The sequence below is a fragment of the Hydrogenovibrio kuenenii DSM 12350 genome (assembly GCF_000526715.1).
Taxonomy (GTDB): domain Bacteria; phylum Pseudomonadota; class Gammaproteobacteria; order Thiomicrospirales; family Thiomicrospiraceae; genus Hydrogenovibrio; species Hydrogenovibrio kuenenii.
In genome coordinates, this window is record NZ_JAGP01000001.1 from 2409893 (window position 1) to 2432765 (window position 22873).

The 22873-nt window shown below is 43.8% G+C and carries 20 protein-coding genes; 8 read left to right on the plus strand and 12 right to left on the minus strand.

Annotated elements, in window-relative coordinates; translation table 11 throughout:
* Nucleotides 1–49 precede the first annotated feature (49 nt).
* The 4 genes from N745_RS0111310 to N745_RS0111325 all read left to right on the plus strand — a co-directional run bounded on the left by N745_RS0111310 (nucleotide 50) and on the right by N745_RS0111325 (nucleotide 5589).
* Nucleotides 50–1330, plus strand: a complete 1281-nt coding sequence (locus N745_RS0111310; RefSeq protein WP_024852242.1) for an OmpP1/FadL family transporter — start codon at nucleotides 50–52, stop codon at nucleotides 1328–1330.
* Between the two features lie 138 nt (nucleotides 1331–1468).
* Complete coding sequence (locus N745_RS0111315; protein ID WP_024852243.1) at nucleotides 1469–2767, plus strand: MFS transporter; 1299 nt, start codon at nucleotides 1469–1471, stop codon at nucleotides 2765–2767.
* A 58-nt stretch (nucleotides 2768–2825) separates the two neighbouring features.
* Complete coding sequence (locus N745_RS0111320; RefSeq protein ID WP_024852244.1) at nucleotides 2826–4976, plus strand: AMP-binding protein; 2151 nt, start codon at nucleotides 2826–2828, stop codon at nucleotides 4974–4976.
* A 28-nt stretch (nucleotides 4977–5004) separates the two neighbouring features.
* Nucleotides 5005–5589 carry a CPBP family intramembrane glutamic endopeptidase gene (locus N745_RS0111325; protein WP_024852245.1) on the plus strand — a complete coding sequence of 195 codons (585 nt, stop codon included), beginning with the start codon at nucleotides 5005–5007 and terminating at the stop codon, nucleotides 5587–5589.
* A 62-nt stretch (nucleotides 5590–5651) separates the two neighbouring features.
* Here N745_RS0111325 and N745_RS0111330 read toward each other — a convergent pair whose 3' ends face one another.
* From N745_RS0111330 to N745_RS0111380, 11 genes are all read right to left on the minus strand, one after another.
* Nucleotides 5652–7355: a BatD family protein gene (locus N745_RS0111330; protein WP_024852246.1), complete on the minus strand. Its 1704-nt coding sequence runs from the start codon at nucleotides 7353–7355 to the stop codon at nucleotides 5652–5654.
* A 33-nt stretch (nucleotides 7356–7388) separates the two neighbouring features.
* A complete protein-coding gene (locus tag N745_RS0111335; RefSeq protein WP_024852247.1) occupies nucleotides 7389–9467 on the minus strand; it encodes a VWA domain-containing protein in 2079 nt (692 codons plus the stop codon).
* A complete protein-coding gene (locus N745_RS0111340) occupies nucleotides 9464–10555 on the minus strand; it encodes a vWA domain-containing protein (protein ID WP_024852248.1) in 1092 nt (363 codons plus the stop codon). Before N745_RS0111340 ends, N745_RS0111335 begins: the two co-directional genes overlap by 4 nt.
* Complete coding sequence (locus N745_RS0111345) at nucleotides 10552–11094, minus strand: DUF4381 domain-containing protein (RefSeq protein WP_024852249.1); 543 nt, start codon at nucleotides 11092–11094, stop codon at nucleotides 10552–10554. The genes N745_RS0111340 and N745_RS0111345 overlap by 4 nt, the downstream gene beginning before the upstream one ends.
* Before the next feature lies 1 nt (nucleotide 11095).
* Entirely contained in the window at nucleotides 11096–12037 is a 942-nt protein-coding gene (locus N745_RS0111350; RefSeq protein WP_245595683.1) for a DUF58 domain-containing protein, read from the minus strand.
* Nucleotides 12038–12047: 10 nt separating this feature from the next.
* Nucleotides 12048–13019: an AAA family ATPase gene (locus N745_RS0111355; RefSeq protein ID WP_024852251.1), complete on the minus strand. Its 972-nt coding sequence runs from the start codon at nucleotides 13017–13019 to the stop codon at nucleotides 12048–12050.
* Between the two features lie 158 nt (nucleotides 13020–13177).
* Nucleotides 13178–14170: a tRNA 5-methoxyuridine(34)/uridine 5-oxyacetic acid(34) synthase CmoB gene (cmoB, locus tag N745_RS12085; protein WP_038070749.1), complete on the minus strand. Its 993-nt coding sequence runs from the start codon at nucleotides 14168–14170 to the stop codon at nucleotides 13178–13180.
* A gap of 17 nt (nucleotides 14171–14187) precedes the next feature.
* A complete protein-coding gene (gene cmoA, locus N745_RS0111365; protein WP_024852252.1) occupies nucleotides 14188–14910 on the minus strand; it encodes a carboxy-S-adenosyl-L-methionine synthase CmoA in 723 nt (240 codons plus the stop codon).
* Between the two features lie 127 nt (nucleotides 14911–15037).
* Nucleotides 15038–16225 (minus strand): murein transglycosylase domain-containing protein, encoded by a 1188-nt coding sequence (locus N745_RS0111370; protein WP_024852253.1) that lies wholly within the window; start codon nucleotides 16223–16225, stop codon nucleotides 15038–15040.
* Nucleotides 16226–16230: 5 nt separating this feature from the next.
* Nucleotides 16231–17136 carry a DNA/RNA non-specific endonuclease gene (locus tag N745_RS0111375; RefSeq protein ID WP_024852254.1) on the minus strand — a complete coding sequence of 302 codons (906 nt, stop codon included), beginning with the start codon at nucleotides 17134–17136 and terminating at the stop codon, nucleotides 16231–16233.
* Nucleotides 17133–17903, minus strand: coding sequence for a methyltransferase domain-containing protein (locus N745_RS0111380; RefSeq protein WP_024852255.1), 771 nt, complete (start codon nucleotides 17901–17903; stop codon nucleotides 17133–17135). The genes N745_RS0111375 and N745_RS0111380 overlap by 4 nt, the downstream gene beginning before the upstream one ends.
* 155 nt (nucleotides 17904–18058) lie before the next feature.
* Here N745_RS0111380 and N745_RS0111385 point away from each other — a divergent pair, with 155 nt between their 5' ends.
* Nucleotides 18059–18559: a hypothetical protein gene (locus N745_RS0111385; RefSeq protein WP_024852256.1), complete on the plus strand. Its 501-nt coding sequence runs from the start codon at nucleotides 18059–18061 to the stop codon at nucleotides 18557–18559.
* Between the two features lie 30 nt (nucleotides 18560–18589).
* Here the strand turns inward: N745_RS0111385 and N745_RS0111390 are convergent, their stop codons facing one another.
* Complete coding sequence (locus N745_RS0111390; RefSeq protein ID WP_024852257.1) at nucleotides 18590–19840, minus strand: MFS transporter; 1251 nt, start codon at nucleotides 19838–19840, stop codon at nucleotides 18590–18592.
* 185 nt (nucleotides 19841–20025) lie between these two features.
* On the opposite strand from N745_RS0111390, the gene N745_RS12090 reads away from it, so the two are divergent.
* From N745_RS12090 to N745_RS0111405, 3 genes are all read left to right on the plus strand, one after another.
* On the plus strand, nucleotides 20026–20679 hold the full coding sequence (locus N745_RS12090; RefSeq protein ID WP_038070751.1) for an ArsR/SmtB family transcription factor: 654 nt from the start codon (nucleotides 20026–20028) through the stop codon (nucleotides 20677–20679).
* Nucleotides 20680–20841: 162 nt separating this feature from the next.
* Entirely contained in the window at nucleotides 20842–21846 is a 1005-nt protein-coding gene (locus tag N745_RS0111400; RefSeq protein ID WP_024852258.1) for an AAA family ATPase, read from the plus strand.
* A gap of 20 nt (nucleotides 21847–21866) precedes the next feature.
* On the plus strand, nucleotides 21867–22865 hold the full coding sequence (locus N745_RS0111405) for a DUF58 domain-containing protein (RefSeq protein WP_024852259.1): 999 nt from the start codon (nucleotides 21867–21869) through the stop codon (nucleotides 22863–22865).
* Nucleotides 22866–22873 lie beyond the last annotated feature (8 nt).

Here is a 22873-nt window from a genome sequence, read left to right on the forward strand (position 1 = left end):
AATCCTGCACCAATGTCTATAACGATTTGATTTTGATGGAGAATGCAGGATGCGTGTTGCCTATAAATTACCTTTACTTTTATTATTTAGTGCTCAGGCGCAAGCTTCAGGTTTTGCATTGATTGAGCAGTCGGCCAGCTTTCAAGGCTATTCGTATGCCGGAGCGGCGGCATCAGCTGCAGATGCTTCGACAATTTGGTTTAATCCGGCAGGAATGACTCAGATTAAAGGTAATCAAGCTATTTTAGGTGCGCATTTGATTGTACCGAAGGCAAAGTTCACCAATAAAGGCTCAACAACCCCTCTTTCAACAGCGATTACGGGTAGTGGTGAAGATGGGGCGACTATTGGTCTTGTCCCGAATATTTATTGGAAAGGTCAGTACGGTGCCTATGATGTTGGTTTAGGTATCAGCGTGCCTTTTGGTCAGGAGATCAAATATTCCGACAAATCGGTATTGCGTTACCATGCGACTACAACGGATCTGAAATCTTTGAACATCAACCCATCGATAGCCAGAAAAATTAATGACAAATGGTCGGTCGGACTGGGATTAAATGCGCAATACGTGCATTTGATTATGGAAAATCAAGTTGATGTTGGGACAGCTCTTGGTAGCCCGTATACTTATTCTCAAAAATTAGATGGCCACGCTAAATTGACAGCCGATAGCTGGGCATATGGCTATAACTTGGGGGTTTTGTTCAAGCCGGCTGAGCAAACCCATATTGGATTCTCTTACCGTTCACAAATGTCCCATCATGCAAAAGGGAATGTGAAGTTCACGGACATTAACGCGGCAGCAGCCAGTTCCTTTCCAAATACGGGGGTGAGTTCCACAGTAAATCTTCCTGCTTCTGCAATGCTGAGTTTAACGCAAGGCATCTCACCTAATATGACCGTCTTGGCGGATGCGACTTGGACAGGTTGGAAGGCCTATGATTCTTTGGTGATTCATTATGATCAAGCTGTCGGTGGTAAGACACAATCTTCAACCAATCAACACTTTAAGGATGTGATGCGCTATTCACTTGGTTTGAAATATCAAATGAGCGACAGATTAAAACTGAGAACTGGGGTGGCAGTTGATGAAACGCCTGTACCGAATGCTGCATCCAGAACGCCTAGAACTCCCGATTCAACGCGTAAATGGGTATCGGCAGGGTTTGGGTATGAGTTTAGTCCAAAAATGGGCGTAGACGTCGCTTATAGCCACTTGTTTGCAGACCGTAGTGATGTGAACTATAACAATGGTAGCAACTATATTTTGAAAGGCTATTACGACTCTTCCGTTGATATTGTCAGCGCGCAATTCCGCTGGAATTATTAATCAAGTCCAATGAGCGAGCATGCCCTGGTTTATTACCGGGGCTTTTTGTAACTTTTGGTAAAAGTCGATTAAACTAGGTGCTTAAAGTAAATGTGTTTTTATAACATGCAAATTCATCAATATTAGGCTTTGAAGTTTGTGACCAAGACTTTCTTTTTTCAAAAACGTTTTTTTCCTTTGTTTTGCGTTCAGTTCTTGGGTGCATTTAATGACAATGTCTTTAAAAATGCTTTGGTGATGCTCATCACCTTTCAATTAGCGAAAACACCGAATGAAGCGGGGCTTCTCATTACCTTAGCAGCGGGAATTTTCATTTTGCCGTTTTTTCTATTATCCGCGTTTGCCGGACAACTGGCTGACAGTCATGATAAAACGATGTTAATCCGAAAGATTAAGTTAGCGGAAGTATTAATTATGCTGACGGCAGCAGTCGCTTTTTGGATGCAGGATATTCAACTATTACTTGTCGTTTTGTTTTTTATGGGCGCACAATCCGCATTTTTCGGTCCGATTAAATATGGGGTTTTGCCTGAGTATTTATCTGAAACTGAACTTTTGAAAGGCAATGGTTGGTTTAGTGGGTCTACTTTTATTGCGATTTTGCTAGGCACGCTTTTAGGTGGCTGGATGGTACTGAGCCAAGACGGTATCAAATGGGTGTCTCTCACCGTTATAGTGATTGCGCTAGCGGGTTATCTTATGAGTTTGAAAGTTCCTTCTTCTGACCTGAAAATTGAGCCTGTTACTTTAGAGTGGAATCTTTTGGGTGCAATTCGTCATGAAGTTGCTCATGCCCGCCAATTTCCACAAGCATTTTTTGCGGTATTGGCAATCTCTTGGTTCTGGTTTTTAGGTGCAACTTATTTAAGCCAAATGCCAGTGTTGGTTAAGGAAACGTTAGGTGCAAACGACTCAGTGGTATTGATGTTCTTATCACTCTTTTCCATTGGTATTGGTTTAGGCGCATGGGTGGTGAATCAATTTAAGCTGGATATAGCCAATATTCGTCAACTTCGTTGGCTAGTGCTGCCTTTATTGGGTATCTCTTTGGTAATGTTGCTGTCCAATGCCTTAATGCAACATTCCGGTACGGACACCAGTGAGCACGGACTGATAACGCTGTCGCATTTTCTAAGTAGTCCATTTCACGATATTGTGCTTGTTTTAATGGGGTTGATTGCCGTATTAGGCGGCATCTATATTGTCCCGCTTTATACGCTTCTGCAAGTGCAAACACCGGATGGTAAGCGTTCACGCATGGTGGCAGCCAACAACATCCTTAATGCCGTATTTATGGTGGCGTCATCGCTATGGATTATGATGCTTTATGCGCTGGATTGGTCTTTATTGACCATTTTGACAAGCATTGCGGTATTGAATTTAGTTGCAGCGATTTGGTTTATGTTGCGTGCTAAAAGATTAAGTATCGAAGAATAATAAAAACATGGGCAGCATAAGCCGCTCGGTGTAAACAGAAAATAGGAAAAATAAAAACATGAAACGATTGGTGAAATTACTGCTTTTGGTATTTTTTCGCGTCAAGGTAAAAGGATTGGAAAATTATCATACGCTCGATAAGAGTGGTGAGCCCATGCTGATTATCGCCAATCACACCTCTTTGCTTGATGGCTTGTTGATTGCCAGTTTTTTACCGGGTAAGACAGCGTTTATGATTGCCGAAGAGCACACCAAGCAGTGGTATGAACGCTTCTTATTGAGTTTTGTTGATCACTTCAAAGTAGAGTTCCATAATCCTTACGCCACCAAACGTGTTATTCAAGAGCTGAAAAACGGCACCCATTGTATGATTTTCCCCGAAGGGCGTATTACGACCACGGGTAGCTTGATGAAGGTCTATGAAGGTACGGCGATGGTCGCTACCAAAGCCAATGCAATGATTCTGCCGATCCATATTTCAGGTGCAGAAAAAAGTAAATTGTCTTATCTAGATGGATCACATTATGCCTATACCAAGCGCCGATGGTTTCCAAAGATTCAGTTATCGATCCAACCCGCCGTAAAATTAAATCTGCCTAAAGGGTACAAAGGTACACGCAAGCATGAATACTTTAAAGACCGTATTTTTAATATTTTGAAGGATGCCGGTTTCCACGGACAGTTTGAACCGCAATCGCTCTTTAAAGCCTTAGTTAAGGCAAGAAAGTCTTATGATGCTTCTGAAGTTTGTTTAGAAGATTTTAATCACAATACGCTGACACTGAAGAAATTGTTGGCGGCCAGTAAGGTGCTCGGTAAGAAGTTGCACCAAGAGCTTGGTGAACAGAAACGAGTGGGGGTGTTGTTACCGAATGTTGTAGGGTTACCAACCACTTTCTTTGCACTACAAGCCTATGGTTATGTACCCGCAATGCTGAATTTTACGTCAGGACTTGGGCCGATAAAATCTGCCTGTGAAACAGCAGAATTACAGACGGTAATTACTTCTCGCAAGTTTGTTGAAGTTTTTCAGCTGGATGCGGTAATCGAAAATCTGTCTGCACAAACCGACTTTATCTATTTAGAGGATATCCGTGCACAAATCGGTTTGCTTGATAAATTAAGCTTGCTTTGGACTTGTAGTAAAAAACTGCCTGGCTACGGTTTAGATGAAGAAGAGGAAGCGGTTGTACTCTTTACTTCCGGCTCCGAAGGTGCGCCAAAAGGTGTGGTTTTATCGCATAAGAATATCAATAGTAATATTGATCAAATCTCTGCGGTACTTACATTACTACCAGGAGAGAAAATCTTTAATGCTTTGCCGACTTTCCATAGTTTTGGCTTAACTGCGGGTACGCTTTGGCCAGTGCTTAAAGGGGCAAGTGTTTACATGTATCCATCGCCGTTACACTATGCGGTGATTCCGGAAATGATCTATCAGCTGAATGCCAAGTTCTTATTTGCAACGGATACCTTCTTTACAGGCTATGCGAAAAAGGCCGATCCTTATGACTTCTACAGTATTCGTGCTTTGGTTGCTGGCGCCGAGAGATTGCGCCCTGAAACGCGTCAACTGTACGCTGAAAAATTCCATACCCCCATTTTTGAAGGTTATGGCGTAACTGAAACGGCGCCGGTGCTTGCGGTGAATATCCCGCAAAAATTCAAACATGGCACTGTGGGTCAGTTGGTACCAGGCATTGAGTATCATTTGGAACCTGTCGAGGGGATTGAGGCAGGTGGACGCCTGTTGGTTAAAGGGCCGAACATTATGAAAGGCTATTTACTATCAGATCAGCCAGGTGTGTTGATTCCACCCAAAGATGGTTGGCATGACACCGGCGATATTGTCGATATTGATGAAGAAGGTTATATGTCGATTAAAGGGCGAGCCAAACGTTTTGCGAAAATTGGCGGAGAGATGATTTCTTTGGCGGCGGTGGAAAACTATATCAACAAAGCCAGTCCAGAAGGCCATCATGTTGTGGCAGCAGTGGCTGACCCAAGAAAAGGGGAACAACTCGTTCTTGTGACCAATGACGAATCTTTAAGTCGCCACACGGTCAAAGAGGCGGCTAGAGCAGCAGAAGTGTCTGAAATTATGATTCCGAAAACGGTGATCTTGGTGGAGGAAATGCCTGTGTTGGGTACGGGTAAAACCAACTATCCTGAAGTGCAAAAAATAGCAGATGGGCATAGTGCCAATTAAATAAACTCTATGGAAGGAGACTAGGAAGATGATGCGACAATATATAACGGCAAAGAATATTTTTGCTTTGCTTTTTATTATTTTGATTGTGACCAAGTTACATGCTTTTACGGCGATTACGCTCGATAGTAAATTTGCTGAGCATTTCATCGTCATTAACTGGCCGTTGGTGGTGACGGTATTTGTGATTGCTGCCAGTGCCATTTTCGTGCGCCGTGGCTCCAATGACTGCTGGTTTATAGCGTTGAATTTTATTGCCTTAATCCTCCTTTCGATTGTGTTGGAATGGTATCAACCTGGGTTGGGTATCGGCATTTTCATCATGATGATTTCTACCGCGGTGGCTGAAGAGTTAATCGTGCGTTATGCGTTATTTGAAGTGCTTTGGCCGCGTTTTAAACCAGCTATGATCGTGTTGATTAGTGCGCTATTGTTTATGGGCATTCACACCAATATTTATACGGAGTTTGAATCTTCCTTGATGGTATTCTTTTTCGGCTTGGTTTTGGGTTCGATATATGCCAAATTTAAACAAAAAGATCAAACCATAAAAGGCTTAGCATTGGTTGCTTGGCTGCATCTTGGGGCTTTGTTGCTTACTATCTATTTATAGTTTTGTATTGCTAAAATCTGCCAGGCTGGGGTCAGGGATAGATAACCCAGCCTGGTATATTTTTAGGTTGGATAGATCGGATCCAGCTGTCGACCTTCTTGCTTGTCAGATACCTTCGAATTTTGATTCTCCGCTGCTTTCAATGCTCCACAAAGCCCATTAAGCGTTTGTTCGCCTAAAGTCGTCTGGTGGAACAGGTGCGCCTTTAAATCCTCAAAGATTGCGGCATTGTCTGGTGAAGATAAGAATTGCTGTGCATTATCGGGAAACGTCTGAGACCAATGATTAAAGGCTAGATAAACGCCTTTAGCATCCTTTGCACTACTCAAATCGCAAATCTGACGGATTGTTGGATGTACCGATATTTTCTCCGAACCAGACACGCTTTGGTTTGCTTGCTTTGTTTTTACATGGCTTGATTGTTTGCGCTCGCGCCAATAAAGAATCAAAGTGACAAGCCAGAGTAATGCAAATACTCCCGTTAAAGCCTGCCAGAGCCAAGATGATTTTCCAAGGCTAACTGTCGTTTCATGTGAAACCTTGGTTTGGTTCGCTTGAGGCGCTAAAGGGGTTAGGTTTGTTTGTGGTTTAAGCGACGGTAAGACTTCCAATGTTTTTGCCGGCAAAACACTGGTTTCCTGTTTATGGGTTTGTGTGTTCCACCAACTGATTTTTATAGGTGGTAAGGTGATTTTTCCTGCTTCTAAAGGCACAATTGCCATTTTGACGGTTTTGGCGGAAATTACCCCTTCATCGGTTTCTTGATCAGACAGTTTAGGGTCGTCCGGATAAACATGGAAACTCCCTTGTTCTTCCAATGATATATCCGGCAATTGCGAAGACATCAAATCTTGCGCTTGTAAATGGATAGTGCGTGTAATTGAATCCCCGACCCGAAGCTTATCTGGCGTTTGCCAATCTTGTGTCAGATTTAGTTGAGGTGTCGGTAGCCAGGTTTGATCTTTAGGATAACTTGCGTCTTGAGGCATTACCTTAAGCGTTAAAGGTTGGCTAGTGTTACGGATCATTTTAATCACGCCACGGTATTGCAGGCGGCCATCAAATTCTTCAGGTGGAATTGTCAGTGTACCGCTTTTTTGCGGGTAAAAAGCCCAGCTCCACTCATAGACTTGGTAGAGTTGTCCATTAATGGTTTTTTGATAATTTACCTGATTTTTAAGCTGCTTATTTATGGAATTTTTAAAAATAGGCGGTCTGATATTGCCATCAATAAAACGCCCCAAATGGTAGTATTTCAGCGTGTAGATTACCTGTTGCTGTACGTAGGCTTTGTTGGTGCTGACTGAAGACTCTAAGAAACTGACACCTTGTCGTCCGGTTTTCTTCATCGCCGAAACATAGAGTTTATAGGGCTGACTGCTAATGCTATCAACTGTCAAAGGCGGCACCATTAATTCACCGATTTGCTTGGGTGTGATGTTCACATCCCAGCGCGTTAGCGCCTTGTAATTACCATTCACTATGCTGACATTAGTAGAGCGCTGTGTGCCCAAAATCTTGAATTGATCTTTAAGTGGCGACAAATCCAGGTCATCAAATGTTTGGAAGTTGGTTTGTATCACCAAATCAATGACATCGCCCATTTCGACTTTTTGGCGGTCAGTGGAAACGGTCAGTGTTTTGGTAGCAGCAAAGGCATTTAGGGTAAACATAGCCATTAAAAAAGCCATAGCCGACACCAGCCATTTACGTTTCAGGCGTTCTGTTGCTGCACTTTGTAAAAATTGAACGGGGGTCATTGCCATAGTCTCACTGCATTTCTCGTATTGTATTCATGATCACCATATTTTCCCTGAATTTTGCGTGTTATCAGAGTTTTGATGCTGTAGTTGATATTGATACTCAAATTTCCGTTTCAAAAAAAGCCCAGGTTCATCTGGAATTTGGTTTAGCCAAGCTTTTTCTGCTTGCTCTGACTCGGTTAGTTTTTTACCTGATTGTCCTTTTCCGTCTTTCATTTGTTCAGAGAGCCTACTAGGTGCTGTTTGTTTTCCGTTCGGATGCGGTTGTTTGTTTGGTTTTACCTGAGACATTTCTGTCGCCTGCTGACCTTTTTTACCTGTTTTTTGCCCAGATTTTTCAGCTTGTTTTTGTGAGTCTGGTGATTGTTTGCTTTTTTCTGGTTGTGGCTTATTCTGTACGTTTTTAGATTCTGACTGTTTATCTTTAGCGGGTTTTCCAGATTCATCTTTTGGTTTGGCTTGAACGGGTTGGTTCAAGTCGTTTTTAGCATCAGACTTACCAGAATGATCGGCATTGCTGTTTTCTTTCCCTTTTTTCTTGGAAGGTTGCTGCCCGCCAGAAGAGTTTTGTTGGTTTTGCTGATTGTTCGTTTGGTTCTGCTGCGATGCCTTTTGGTGTTGTTTGGCTTGTTTATGCTTTAATAGTTTCTCCACCAGATTCAGGTTTTGCTTCGCTTTAGACCAGTTGGGACGCGCTTTTAAAGCCGCCTGATATTGTTCTTTTGCCTTTTTAAGTTCTCCCAGGTGTGCATAGGCGTTACCTTGATTGTAATGACCTTCGGGAGTGTGTTCCAAACTAAACTGTTTTTGTGCTTCTTTATAGTCTCCAGCACGATAGTAGCTAGCACCTTTCCAGCCAGGGCTTTCAAAGCGGTCAGCAGCCGTTTCGTAATCCTTCTGCTGCCATTTTTCATAACCTTGCTGATTGGGTGATTTGAACACATCCGTAAAATGCACGCTGGCATCTTCATGTTTGGTTTTTTGTGTTGCCTTAGCAGTGCTTTCCGTGTTTTGCGTTTCTGCCGCAAAAGTAGGTGAAGAGTAAAGAGAGCTAGCGCCCATTAACCAAAATGCGAGTAAGCCGCTACCGATAGAAACACTAAATAACCAACCGCGACGATAAGCCAATGCAATTAAAGGCACCAGTAAATAAAGCAGGTACATGCCTTTATCTAACCAAGCGGTAAATGTCTTGGGTGGATTTTTTTTGTTTTTGGCTTGTTGAGCTGCCATTTGATTAAGGAATGGGGGCAGCAATACAGGCAAATCATCATCTGAGTTTTGCAGGAGCGTTACGCGTGCATCCAAAGCTTGAGCCAGTTTTTGAATCCGTGCGACGGGAATTTTTGCCATGATGATTTTGCCACTGTCATCCTTCAGTAAGCCGTAGTTTGGTACGGGAATCGGCCCGCCATCTGCAGTACCGCTGATTAAAATACTTACGCTGACTTTTGCATCTTTAATCAGTGATACCACCTTGGAAATGGCATTTGGTTCAATATCGTCCATCACCCAAATCAAGTGACCGTGTTTGATATGTGCGCCTTTGAATAGGCTGAGTGCTTTTTTGACACCCTGTACGGCATCAGAACCATATTTAGGCATCATGGTTGGGCTTAAGTGTGGAATGAGCGATAGCAGGGTTTCATTATCGTCTGAAATGGGTGCTAAAGTATGGGCACTGCCGGCATAGACAACCATGCCTGTTGCCATTTCCGGATGCTGTTTTAACAGGTCGATGAGTTTGTATTGTGTTCGTCTAATGCGATTGGGTTTAAGGTCGTCTGCCAACATAGATAAAGACAAATCTTGTAATATCACCGTGCCTTCAGTTGATTTTTCTGCGGGTACTTTTACTTGATCCCAAGTCGGACCAGACAGTGCAATGATTGCACTGAACCAAATTAGCATTAAACCAATCACTTCCCATGGTTTATCGGCTTTCTCAGCTGTTTCACCCAGTAGAATCGGTTTGAAACTTGGGTTAATAACCTCTTGCCAACTGCTTTGTTGACTGCGTCTTTGCCAGAGTTTCCAGCCTAGCCATGCGGAAGGTAGTAGTAGCCAGAGCCATTCAGGGCGTAAAAAGTGGAAAGCCATTTCAGCAGAACTCATAAGGATCCTCCTGAAGACGGACCTGTTGAATCAGTAGACGTAGATGAGCTGTTTTCAGTCTCTGTGGTATTTAAGCGGTTTTTAAATAGCCTGCTCGGTTGATAGAGTCTATTGATAACAACCAAGAGACTGAGTAACAATGCTAAGCCAAGCGGCCAGACAAACAATTCTTCTCGCATGCGATACTGATGAAGCTCATGAGGTGTGGATTCGAGTTTATCGATGCTGTCATAAACCTTGTTCAGTTTGTCTGTGTCAGCCGCATAGAAGAATTGACCGCCAGTGATTTTGGCGATGTTTTTCAAAGTAGCTAAATCCATATCGCTGCCACCGAAGAAGACGCTCATTGCGCTAGCCTGAGAGCGACCAATACCGATGGTATAGATCTTTAAGCCCATTTTTTTCGCTTGTTTAGCGGCGTCTATCGGTTGCACCGTGCCGGCGGTATTGGAACCATCGGTCAGCAAAATCATCACTGCATTTTTTTGGTGAGCTTGGCGCAGATGTTTCAGCGTAATTCCTATCGCATCACCAATAGCTGTGTTGTTTCCCGCCATACCAATTTCAGTTTGATTGAGTAGGGATTCGACGGTTTTTAAATCGTAGGTTAAAGGGCTTTGCAGAAACGCTTGCGTACCGAATACCACCAAACCCATGCGATCGCCTTGACGTTTTTTAATAAACTGAGAGACCACCGCTTTAACGGAAGTAAGTCTATCGACGGGTTTACCGTCAAGTATCATATCGTTTTTTTCCATACTGCCGGACAAATCCACTGCCAACATCATGTCTTTACCGCTGGCGGTAAAAGTGGTTGGTGTTAGAAACCAAACGGGGCGCATGGCAGCCAAAATTATCAGTAACCAAAGCAGAATAAATAACCACGGAATTCGTCTTTGTTGACCGTTCGCTTCTAGAGAGGGCAGACTGGTAGATTTTGATAATCTTGCCATCAAGTGTGGCGCAAACAGCGGGAGTTGCTTTTGTGCGGCTGGCGGTAGTATTAGGCGCATAATCCAAGGCAAGGGTAAGAAGGCTAGCATCCAAGCCCACAAAAAGCTGAAGCTATCTAAGAAATCTAAACTCATTTGTGATGCCCCTTAATCCATTGCTTCACATAATTGAGCGTTTCTTGAATGTCTTGCGGTTCTAAAGGTTGGTTTGGGTTGTAGAGTGAGGCAAAGCAATCCTCTAGGCCATCTGGTTGTTGTACATAGGATGCGCTTTGTTTTAGAAACAATACCCAATCTATACCCGTGAGGCCGGCGACTTGTTTCCGTCCATAGCTGGTAATTGCTACTTGTTTGAGTAGTTGGTTTGCAATTTGTAACTGACGCTTTGGGTTGTCGGATTTTGCAATGGCATCGTCAAATAAAGACTGTGCTTCTCGACGATATTGGTTTTGTTTGCGTTGATTCAAAAAATACCAACTCAACCCAATGATAATGCCGGCAACACCAATAAATAACGCAATAAGTGAATCGGAAATAGGCCACCAGCCAACCGGAGGGGGCACCACTATGTCATGCAGCTGTGATAAAGCAGCTTGCAGTTGAGGTGAGACATTAGTTGCGGCATTAGTATTCGGTAGAGTGTTGAGCATGGTGTTCGGCATGGTTGTCGGCATCTTAGGTCACCACCTTTTGAGCACGCAGGCTTTCTAATGCATTTTCTTGCGTTGAGACCGAGAGTAACGGAATTTGCATACCATGGCTTAGCTGTTGTAATTGTTCAAAGCGTGATTCATATTGCGCATGATAATCTGCCAATTGAGCGGATGAAAAAGTATCAAAATCAGTTTGGCTTTCACCATCGGTCAGTTTGAGCAACCCTTGCGTTGGCAGATTAGATTCAATAGGATCAAAAAGATGAATCAAGACAATTTCGCAATGAGATTTGAAATTCGATAGCGTTTTAAAAAAATCCGCCTCTACATCCAAAAAATCCCCAATCAAATAGACGCGACTACCAGATTTTAAATAGGGTAACACTTGCGCTAGATGTTGCTGCCAGTCGGTCTGGCTGCCAGGTTTTGTCACCTGTTGTTGTAAGGTGCTTGCAGCGCTTAAAAACTGTAAAACGGTCTTAGCTTGGTGTTTTGCTTCAACCCACTGATGCGCTTTGTGATTAAAAACATAACCGCCAAAGCGGTCACCTTCCTGCAAGGTAATCCAGCCAATCAGCGCAGCGATATTGAGCGCTTGCACTGATTTGAAGCGGGTTTGGCTGCCAAAAAACAGTTTTGGGCTTTGCTCCAATAAACAGAGAACAGGGCGTTCCAGTTCTTCGGTAAACAATTTGGTGTGGTATTTTTGAGTGCGAGCGCTCACTTTCCAATCGATGTGGCGAATGTCATCTCCGGCCGCATATTCCCGCACTTCGTTGAATTCCATGCCTCGCCCTTTGCGAATGGCTTGGCGGTAGCCGGCTTTTTCGGAAATCAGCTTTTGTTGGCTATTGAGTCTAAGGCGTTTCACATGAAACCTAACGCGCAGCAATTCATCCAGCTGAGAATAGATCGCCGGATTATCCAAATAGGTATTTTGCGTTGGGTTTGCTTCTGTCATCATTTGTCCAAGCTTAGATAACAGGTACCAATTGAATCAGTTGGTCGACCAATTTGTCGGCAGTCATACCTGCTGCTTCGCCTTCGAAACTCAGTAATAATCTATGACGGAAAACATCATGTACAATCGCTTGAACTTCTTCCGGGCTGACAAAATCCTGACCTTTTAACCAAGCCAATGCACGCGCACCACGTGATAAGGCGAGGGTTGCACGAGGGCTAACGCCAAACTCGATGTATTTCGCGAGTGCTGGGTCATATTTTTCCAATTGACGGGTAGCCATTACCAATTCGACAATATAGGTCTTGGTTTCTTCGGATAGATAGAGATTCAGAATTTCGTTTCTGGCTTCAAATAAATCTTCTTGTGATAATGGCTCGAAATACGGGAATCCTGCGCTGTTGTCTCGTGCTTCGTCTTCAACCAGATTCAAAATGTTGCGTTCAGTTTCTGCATTTGGGTAGTCGATTTGTACATGCAGCATAAAGCGGTCGAGCTGCGCTTCCGGCAGAGGATAGGTTCCTTCCTGTTCGATCGGGTTTTGGGTTGCCATAACCATAAACAAACGTTCAAGCGGTAGCGTGTGTTTTCCCACGGTAACCTGTTCTTCTGCCATGGCTTCTAACAATGCAGATTGCACTTTGGCAGGTGCTCGGTTGATTTCATCGGCAAGAATTAAGTTATGAAAGATAGGGCCTTTTTGCAGACCAAATTCACCATTAGGCTGCAGAACTTCGGTTCCGGTGATATCGGAAGGCAATAAATCCGGTGTGAATTGAATACGGTGATAATCGCCTTCGATCAATTCAGATAGGGTTTTAATGGCTTTGGTTTTAGCCAGACCCGGAGGGCCTTCTACCAATACGTGGCCATCAGCCAGTAAAGCGACCAACATGCGTTCAGTAAGGTGATGTTGACCGAGAATATGTTGATCCAATCTCGCCAATAATGCAGAAAATTTTTCAGATAAATTGGTTGCGGACATAATGTGCCTTTTCTTGTTCTCAGAAATTGTGTTTTGTCGTTAGTGATAGACAAGTGGCTTCATTATATAGACTTCGTTAGGCAGAAGTCTTTCAACATGTTTAAAAGAAATTGGAAGAAGCTCTTAGGCCCTTCAAAGCCAGATTTTTACACCATGTTTTACTTATTGGCTAATATAACCGCTCTTAAAGGCGCGGGATAACCTTCAATGGTTTTGGAGGCATCATTCGGGTCTAAAAAGCTCTCCAATGAATTCCACTCCATCCATTCTGTAGAACGCTGTTCTTCAATTGAAGTCTGATCGAGATCAACGCAACGCACGTTTTTGTAGCCACATTTTTCCATCCAACGCATCAGTTCGGGAACGGAAGGCAAAAACCAGACATTATTCATTTGTGCATAACGCTCTGCCGGCACCAGCAATTGTCCATAACTTTCGGGGACGACCAGTGTTTCTAGCACCAGCTCGCCACCGGGTTTGAGGTGTTTTTTCAAATCCAAAAGGTGGTCGATGGGAGAGCGGCGGTGATAAAGCACGCCCATGGAGAAAACAGTGTCGAATTCTTCGGCTTTGTTGATGACAGGGAGTTGCTCTAAGGTTAGCGGCAAGAAGTAAGCGGGCACTTCTTCACCGATAAAATGCTTCAACACCAAAAACTGGCTCATAAACAATAAACTTGGGTCAACGCCAACGGCTAACTCTGCACCTTCGCCCATCATGCGCCAAATGTGATAACCGCTACCACAGCCAATATCCAGTACTTTTTTGCCCTTTAAACTACGTAAATGAGGTTGGACACGATCCCATTTCCAGTCTGAGTGCCACTCGGTGTCGATAAAAACGCCTTCAATATCGAAAGGGCCTTTGCGCCAGGGCATTAAATCTTTTAAATGGGCACTTAATGTTTCGCGATTATCGTCTGTGGTATTACTTGAGTGAACGGTAATAGCCGAAGTGTTAAGTTGATAATTTTCTGACTTCGGGTATTGAAATATCGCTTCCAAAGCAGGTTGCCAACGAGGTAAGTTGCCATTGTTTTCAGGTGTTAAGGCCTGCTCAAGAATTGGAGGTAAGACTTCTTTCCACTCTTCAAGGCGCGTGTCGGCGAGCGTTGACCAAAAGGATTTGTAATGTTCAAAATAATGTTTCACGTGGCACTAAGCTTTAATCAGGATTTAATGGCTAAAAATGAGACGAAATTATACGCTTGAAACCAGATGGATGCTGAGTCAAATCCCGCTGTTTTCAAACGGTCTAAATGTGTGGTTTCAGTATCGCTAATTAGCACGTTTTCGAGGGAAGCTCTTTTTTGGCCAATTTCCAACTCCGAATAACCATTCGCTCGTTTGAACTGTAAGTGTAAATGTTCAATAGCCGACTGAATCGCTGGCTGCTCGAAATGAATTTTTTCCGACAAAATAAGGATTCCACCCGGTTTTAAGCCTTGGTAAATGGTGTCAATTAAAGCTTGGCGGTCTTCAGGCTCAATGAACTGTAGTGTGAAGTTAATCACCACCACCGAAGCATTTTCGATGGTGACGTTCTGTATATCTTCGCAAAGTAGCTCGACGGGAACATCGGCATGAAAAGCTAGAATATGTTCTTTGGCTCGTTCAATCATGGCACTGGAATTATCGACCGCAATGATTTCACAACCCGCTTTCGCCTTACGGCGCATGGTGATGGTCGCCGCACCGAGTGAACACCCTAAGTCATAGAGTTTACTATTTGGCTGGCTGAAGTTTTCCGTAAGCTCACCGATGCCAGTCAGAATGGTCTGATAGCCTGGCACCGAGCGTTGAATCATATCGGGGAAAACGGCAACCACCGATTCATCAAATTGAAATGCGGCGAGTGCTTCATGAGGTTGGGCGTAAATGTTATCTTTCACGAGTGTCCTTACAACAGCTGGGCAATTATGTCGCTTATTATAATGGATTCAATGGGTTGGCAAAATGGATTCGCAAACAAGTTGGTTTGATTTGAAAATCTGCCAGGCTGGGGTAGCGCTATTTACCTCAAGCTTTGAGGTATTTGGTTTTATTGCGCGTGACCTTTTGTACGTAATGACGTGCTTCTTCGTATTTCAAGTGGTTGACTAGGTGTTGATAGACCTGCTGGCTGGACAGTTTATTGATCTTATCAACAGCGCGACCACGGTCGTTATCGAAAGCTTTGAGTACATTGCCACTGCCGGTGTTGTAGGCAGCAATCACGCAGTATTCTCGTGATTTTTCATGTTTGATATTGCCGAGGTATTTGGTATCGAGAATATGCAAGTAGGCTGTACCCATCTCGATATTGTTGTCAGCTTTAAATAGATAGTTTTTGCTGGGGGCGACATCTTTATTGTGAATCAAACGGTATGCATCGCGCCCTGCAGTTTGCGGTACGATCTGCATCAAGCCGTAAGCGGGAATATGGCTCATGGCATAAGGGTTGAACGCACTTTCAGTTTCGATAATGGCATAAACCAATGCTGGCTCAATATCAAAACGTTTACTTTCACGCTTAACCTGTGAGGCATATTTTCTTTGTTGGCTCTGATCGTGATCTTTCACCATTTCAAAGGTGACGTAATGGCGAGCTTTACCATTGTAGCTGTCGCTTTTATAAGCGTGTGCCAGTAGATAATCTGCATAGCGGCCAGCACGCCATTGGGTGGTGACGGATTTTTTATCTCGATCCAATACCAGTCCGTATAAAAATGGTTTTTGACCGGTTTTGACAGATTTGTCAGACAATAAATCGACCGTACTCGGGTCATCAGGCGTGAGAAGAGTGCTGATGATGGCGGCTTTTAATGCTGCTTTTTCATTTTTGGCAACCACAGTTTCGACACGGATATGGCCTGTCTTGAAGTTGATGATGGCACGACTTTGGTATTTGTCGGTGTATTTAACATACTCTTTTTGAGAAGCGACTTTTTTATCGCCCCAAGTTTTCGCCAGCTCTTTAACGAGATGATTGATTTGTTTACGAACTAGGTGGTCGATTTGTGGGATGCCGGTTACAGGTATTTGTGAGGTCAACGCACTTGGCACATCGCCTTTATAGAGTTGTTCGGCCGAGCTAAAGCTTCTGCGGACTTGTGTTGGTGTGCATCCGGCAAGCAGTCCAATCGCGCCCAACGAAAGGAAGGCGCTACCATTTTTTAAAAATTGGCGGCGGCTGGCGATATCAAGTTGTTTTTTAGGTTCTTCCATACTGATTAATAACGGCTAGGTCGATTTGCAACGGCGGGTAATCCCCACGCTTTAATGTTGGAATGTGCTTCCAGTTTATTTTCAACAGTATCCTTGAGTTTCCAGAAAAAGTCGATACCTGTGCGTTTTTCCACCTCGTCAATTGGCACCACGTATTTTAAGAGTGAATCGTTTGGCTTAGCGGTTTGCGGCATAATGAAAGCTAGAGCAATTGGCGGTTTATCATCTATGGCTGGGCGCACGAAAATCTTATAAAAAGCTGTTGGAATCGCAATTTTTGAACCTTTTAAGGTTTTAGGTTTGGCATCAAAAATGGGGCCTGTTACCACCCAAAAGCTTTTAAATTCTTTGGAGAACACATCGGCGCTGACTTCTTCCAATCTTTGCCAGATTTTGGCATTGAATTTATGTTTTTGTGGTGTGATATTAGTCATGAGAAAAGTTTGCAACTGCGCGGTTCGACCGTAACGGCTGGCAATGAGATAGTTGGGTGCCATGTGCCCGCGATCATAGCCCGTTCGGCGGTAATCGTCGGTTGTGACATGGCGTAGGCTGCGCCAGTCGGCATGAAATTCTCCGCGCTTGCCAAACTTTTTTCTATTTTGTGTCACGCGATAAGTGACCCACAGCGGATTCCCCAATTTTTCTGAATAACCCACCATATAACCATCGTTTCTTAGCGTGTGAGTTAGCATTTCCCAGTCATTTTGTGTTTTGGGTACGCCCATATAGGCCATTTGAGGGCGGGCGACCTCGCTTTCATAAACATAGGCCAAGGTGCCGAGAATAATGAACAACCCAAATAGTGTGGGTAGCCAGAACAAACTGATTTGTAGCAGCTTGGGCTGGCGCTTTAATTGTTTAAAAGCTTGTGACAGTAGTTGTTTTTGCAGATGTTGAGTGTTGTTCATAATTTTTGTGCGACTAAATGAATGTAGCGCCCCATGTCTCTGTAGGTAGGCATTCGGCAATATTGATATTCTAGGGCAAAGAGTTCGTCTTGATCTGATTTTTCCAGCACTTGGGGCGTGAGGTAATCATGAAACACCCGTATGCCGGTTTGCATTTGAATATCAAAGCCCCAGCCTTGTAAAGCGCTGATGACGTCATGGGGAAATTGTGGATTCGGGGGCGTGAGATTCTTGCCTTTGCCAATATAGGCGTCGTCCAAAATATATTGCCAGCGCCATTCACCCTTTAGCACGTTGTTGTAAACAAACGCATTGCGGTTGTAGAACAATAAGGAAAGCGTACCGCCAGGTTTCACTTTGTCAGCAACGGTTTTAAGGGTTTCCAAAGGGGTTGCTAGCCATTCGAGCACGGCATGAAACAGCACCAAATCGAAATCGGGTAATTCCGGTGCCAAATCCTGTGCGGCACCGTGTAAAAATTCTGCTTGTAGATCGGCTTCAGAAAAACTTTTTTCAGCTTGATGGAGCATTTTTTGAGACAAATCGCATAAAGTCACCTGATGCCCAGCTTCAGCCAACCATTGCGATACCTGAGCAAAACCACAACCCGCATCCCAAACATTTAACTTGGATTGTTGGTAGAGGTGATCAAGATCTTCTTTTACCAGTTTTAGACGCCATTCGCCTTTAACGGTGTTGTAAACCCGTTTTTCAAATTTATGAATCAGGCTGTCAAAGTTGCGATCGCTAGGGGTCTGTTTTTTCATCTTTACGGCGTTTTGTTTATGGAATGTCTATTTTACAGAAAACAAATTTGCAATCTGTAAATGAAATCGGTTCAATAGAGCAAAGGCAAGATCATCTACATCCTTTTCACTTTGTTGCCAGGAGTTTACATGAGCCTAAAGTCGAGCTTTGAAAAATGAGTTTAGAAAGTGCTTTGAATACCTGGAATGGTCATCCCGATGACCTGCAAGCCATTTATCGACAGTATAAAATACAATCAGACTTCATCTCCCAAGTCATTCCTCTGCTAAAACAAAAACAACAACGTGGCGCCAGCGAACTATTAAAGTTTTATCTGTTGAATCAACAAACGCTAACAGATGGCGAGGTAAATGATATTTTTCGAAGTCTAGGTTTGATACGGCATTGGCAGACGCAAGAAAATTTGTTGGCTTGTTTGCCTTATCTTCACCCTTATCCAAAACAAAAGCAGGCTGCGCTTGCCCACTTTATCCATAATGCATTGCACTCCAGTCATAAATCCATCTCGGTACTGGCAAAGCAAATGATTGCGGAATATGAGCAAGATTTTCCCGATCAGCCGATTTCACAATTCCTTTCTGAAGAAGAAAAGGCGAAGGATAACAGTACACCTAAAAAATCTAATGCAGAGCAAACAACTCAGTCACTTTTTTAGAAAAATTAGTTACCCCAGCCTGGCAGATTTTTACGTTTTTTTCGGCAGACTAATCTGAACGACTATAGCCGATAGTAACATGGCGATGCTGACGAACCAGAAAGGCAAAATCAGGTTTTGTGACCATTGCGCCATAATCCCCATTGCTAAAGCGCCAAAGGCATAGCCGGAATCTCGCCAGAAACGATAGATACCAATTAGGCTTGCACGGTGTTGTGCCGGTGCAAAGTCACCAACAGCCGCTCCTAAGTTTGGGTAGAGCATTGCCATACCGAATCCGATAAAAGCGGCTTCCAATGTCCACAATGAAATGCTTGCAGTATAAGGAATGGCGAGAATACCCACGCCACAAAATATCATCCCCCATACAATCAAAATTTTGCGACCGATTTTGTCGGAAAGCGGCCCCGTAATCAATTGGCTTGCGCCCCAAACAATACCGTACACGGCAATGATCGCCCCTGCCTGTACTAAAGTAAGCTTTTGCGTGAGAAAGTAGACGGGAAGGAATATCCAAATAATGGCATCGGTGAATTTTTCTACCAGCCCGGCTTGATTGAGTGCGATAAGGTGTTTGTTTTCAATACTTGCGGTTTTGAAAAGCTGCCCAAGTGTTTTATGCGTTGTTTCCTGACCTGCCGCTTGTGCATTTTGGGTGTGCAATTGCGCCCAAGGTAAGGTTTCAATAATGGTAAATTTTGCCAGCAATAAGCCAGATAAAATCACAATTAAACTGAAAATGAATAGACCCTCTTTCGCGCCCCAAAGCTCAACAAAATAGGCGGTTACAAACCCCGCTATCCCGACAGCAGCGTAGCCGGAAAATTCATTAACACCATTTACTAGGCCTTTTTGAGTACTTTTAGCTAAATCCAATTTACTGTTAAGTGCCATTGACCAACATAACCCTTGGTTGAATCCCAATAAAACGGTAGCAGCGATAATCCAATTCCAATTTGGAGAATAAAGCAGCATAAACGGAATGGGCAAGGCAATCAGCCAACCCCAAATCAATACGCGTTTACGGCCATGGTGCTCGCTGAGTTTACCGGCAAACAGATTCATTACTGCTTTGACGATACCGAACACGACAACAAATGAGGTTAGCAAGAAAAAAGCTTGATCTGCCAGTCCAAAATCCGTTTTAGCCAGCCCAGGTACAACCACACGAGTCATACCGATAGTTAAGCCGACAAGAAAAATCTGGATGAGATGCATGGCAAATTGATGTTTGTTGAGTGAGATGCCATGGACAATAGATGGCTGATGGTTGATTGTCATAGTGTGTGGTATCCGCATAAAACAAATTGCATTGTAATGACCATTGCTATAACATTCAATCGATTGATTGAATGTTATAGCTAAATTGCCTAGCGATCACGCTTGTATAATGTCCTCATGAAGTTTGCATTGAATTGCCTCAAGCGGCGGTTTACCATCTAATAAAGAGTGTTCGGATTCATTTAATGGCAGAAGTTAAAAAACAATTGTTTGAGAAACTCGCGTTGGTCGCGCATTGTCTTTCTTCTCCTCAGCGCATTGAGCTGCTAGATTACCTTGCACAAGCGGAGCGAAGCGTAGAAGAGTTAAGTAAGCTGAGTGGTTTGAACTTTGCCAATACGTCACGTCATCTGCAAGTGCTAAAAAATCACGGTTTGGTGTCGGTTCAAAAGCAAGGCAAAAGCCGTGTGTATGAAATTGCTGGCGAAGATGTGGTGCTATTGGTTCGCAGCTTGAGGCAAACCGCAGAAAGCCATATTGCAGAAATGGATCGCCTCTTGTCGAGTTTAGAACCAACCGATGCTTTGCCTGAAAAAATCACTCGGCAGGAGTTGTTATCGAATTTGGATAAAGAAAACCTGTTGGTCATTGACGTTAGGCCAGAGAAAGAGTTTGCTCAAGGCCATATCAAAGGGGCGATCAATGTGCCGCCGAACCAAATTGATAAAGCGGCTGAAAGCTTGCCGAAAGATAAAACATTAGTCGCTTATTGTCGCGGGCCTTATTGTGTTTATTCGCATCAACTTCTGCAGGCGCTTCGGCAAAATGGCATGCAATCTTACCAACTGGAAGAAGGGTTTCCTGAATGGAAGGCAGAAGGCTTGCCTTGGCTGACCTAGTTAGATAACTTGGTGATGCCGGAACACCTGCGATTAGATTTGTTGATAGCTTTGGTCGAAAAATGAATTTCTCTTTCAGGGATAAAACTGATTAAATTAGCATCTTCTTATAAATAGAAACTGAGAAGATAAAAAGCAAATGAAGCTTTAAAAGGAAAGCATATGTCCACTCTAAACGATTTTAAAAATTTAAAAACGCATTTACAGAAGGTAATCGTAGGGCAAGAGTCATTACTGGAACGTTTAATGATTGCGATGCTGACAGGTGGACATTTGTTGTTGGAAGGGCCTCCAGGTCTGGCCAAAACCACTGCAGTAAAAACGTTGGCTGAAGCCGTAAAAGCAAGCTTTCAACGTATTCAGTTCACACCGGATTTAATGCCTGGGGATGTAATGGGGTCAGATATTCTCGATCCGCAATCTGGGCAATTGAACTTTGTAAAAGGACCGATTTTTAACGAAATCGTGCTGGCAGATGAAATCAACCGTGCACCACCGAAAGTACAGTCGGCTTTGCTGGAAGCGATGGCAGAGAAACAAGTCACGGCTGGTGGTAAGACGCGAATTTTGCCGGATTTGTTTATTGTTATGGCAACGCAAAACCCTTTAGAACAAAGCGGAACCTATCCGCTACCAGAAGCGCAACTTGACCGTTTTATGTTGCATGTGGTGTTGGATTACCCAACGGATGAAGAAGAGTTGGCAATCTTGCGCCTTGATCGCGCGCATCACTTTGGTGAAGACAAAGAACAACTGGATGCTTTCTTAACGCCGGAGATGGTATTAAGTGCTCGTCATAAAATTTCAGAGCAATATGTGTCGCCAGAAGTTGAAAAATATATGGTGGACTTAACTGCCGCAACCCGTCATCTTGATAAGTATGATGCTTCATTGGCTGGTATCGTTGAGATCGGTGCATCACCTCGTGCAACCTTGTCGCTTTTGCACAGTGCGAGTGCTTATGCTTGGTTGCAAGGGCGTGACTTTGTGACACCGGATGATGCCATTGTCATGCTGCCGGATATTTTAAGACATCGTATTCGTGTCAGCTTTTCTGGCCGTGCGCAACAGTGGACGGAAGATTCGGTGATTACCGAAATCATTAAACGTGTTCCGGTGCCTATGTCTCAAGCTTCTGAGTCAGTAGCGCAAACTGCTGTTCAATAAACTTCGATTTAAGGTTTTATATGTCATCAAAGTCGGTGTTATCACAGCTTAGTGGGTGGTTGTACAAGCTTTTCAAGCCTGTACAGCCGGACGCTTTGGTGGTCAAACAGCCGATTTTGTCGCAACAAGCGATTAACCAATTAGGTGAGAGCTTGTCACAGATGGTGCCGAAAGCCACGTTAAACCCAAAAGCCAGTGAGTCCTTAAAGCAAGGTGAGCAAGGCAGTCGTTTTCTTGGGTCTGGTATGGAGTACGAAGAAAGCCGCTTGTATCAGCCGGGCGATGAAGTGCGTCGTATTAACTGGCGCTTGATGGCACGAACCGGGCAAGCCTACACCAAACTGTTTCAGGAAGAGCGTCAAGAAAGCTGGACCTTGTTGGTGGATCAGCGCCAATCCATGCGCTTCGGTACTCAGCAACGATTGAAAGTGACTCAAGCCGTTCGTGTTGCCGGCTATTATGCTTGGCAAGCACAAACAGCAGGTTTGCCGATAGATGCGATTCGTTTGTCGGAAAACGTTAAATCCACTCCTATTTTTGAAGGCCGTAGTAGTTTTGAGCAATTGATGGAGTTTTTGTCGATTCCACAACCGCCAATGACAGTGCAAAAAGAACCGCGCTTGCATGATGAGTTATTGGAGTGCCAAAAACGTCTACAAGTAGGGTCAAGGTTAATTATTATCAGCGACTTTCAGGATTTGGATGATGCGACTTTGAATGTGATGGCAGCGTTACAACAAAAAGTCATGCTAAAAGCTGTGTTGGTCTATGACGCAGTGGAAAAACATCTGCCAGCTATTTCTGGTCTCAAGTTAAAGGGTTTAAGCGGGCGAACGCAAGCACACAGCTTGACCCACCAAGATTACCAAGCCTATGAAACCTGGGCGCAACAATACTTTGAGACTTTGCGTCAAAAATTATCCAATGTTGGCGTCACTCTTATCGAAATCTCGACACAGGACGATTTGCTGAAATTGCATAATCAACCCGGTTCTGCTCAGACGGCGGGGGCGGCTTAAATGTTGTT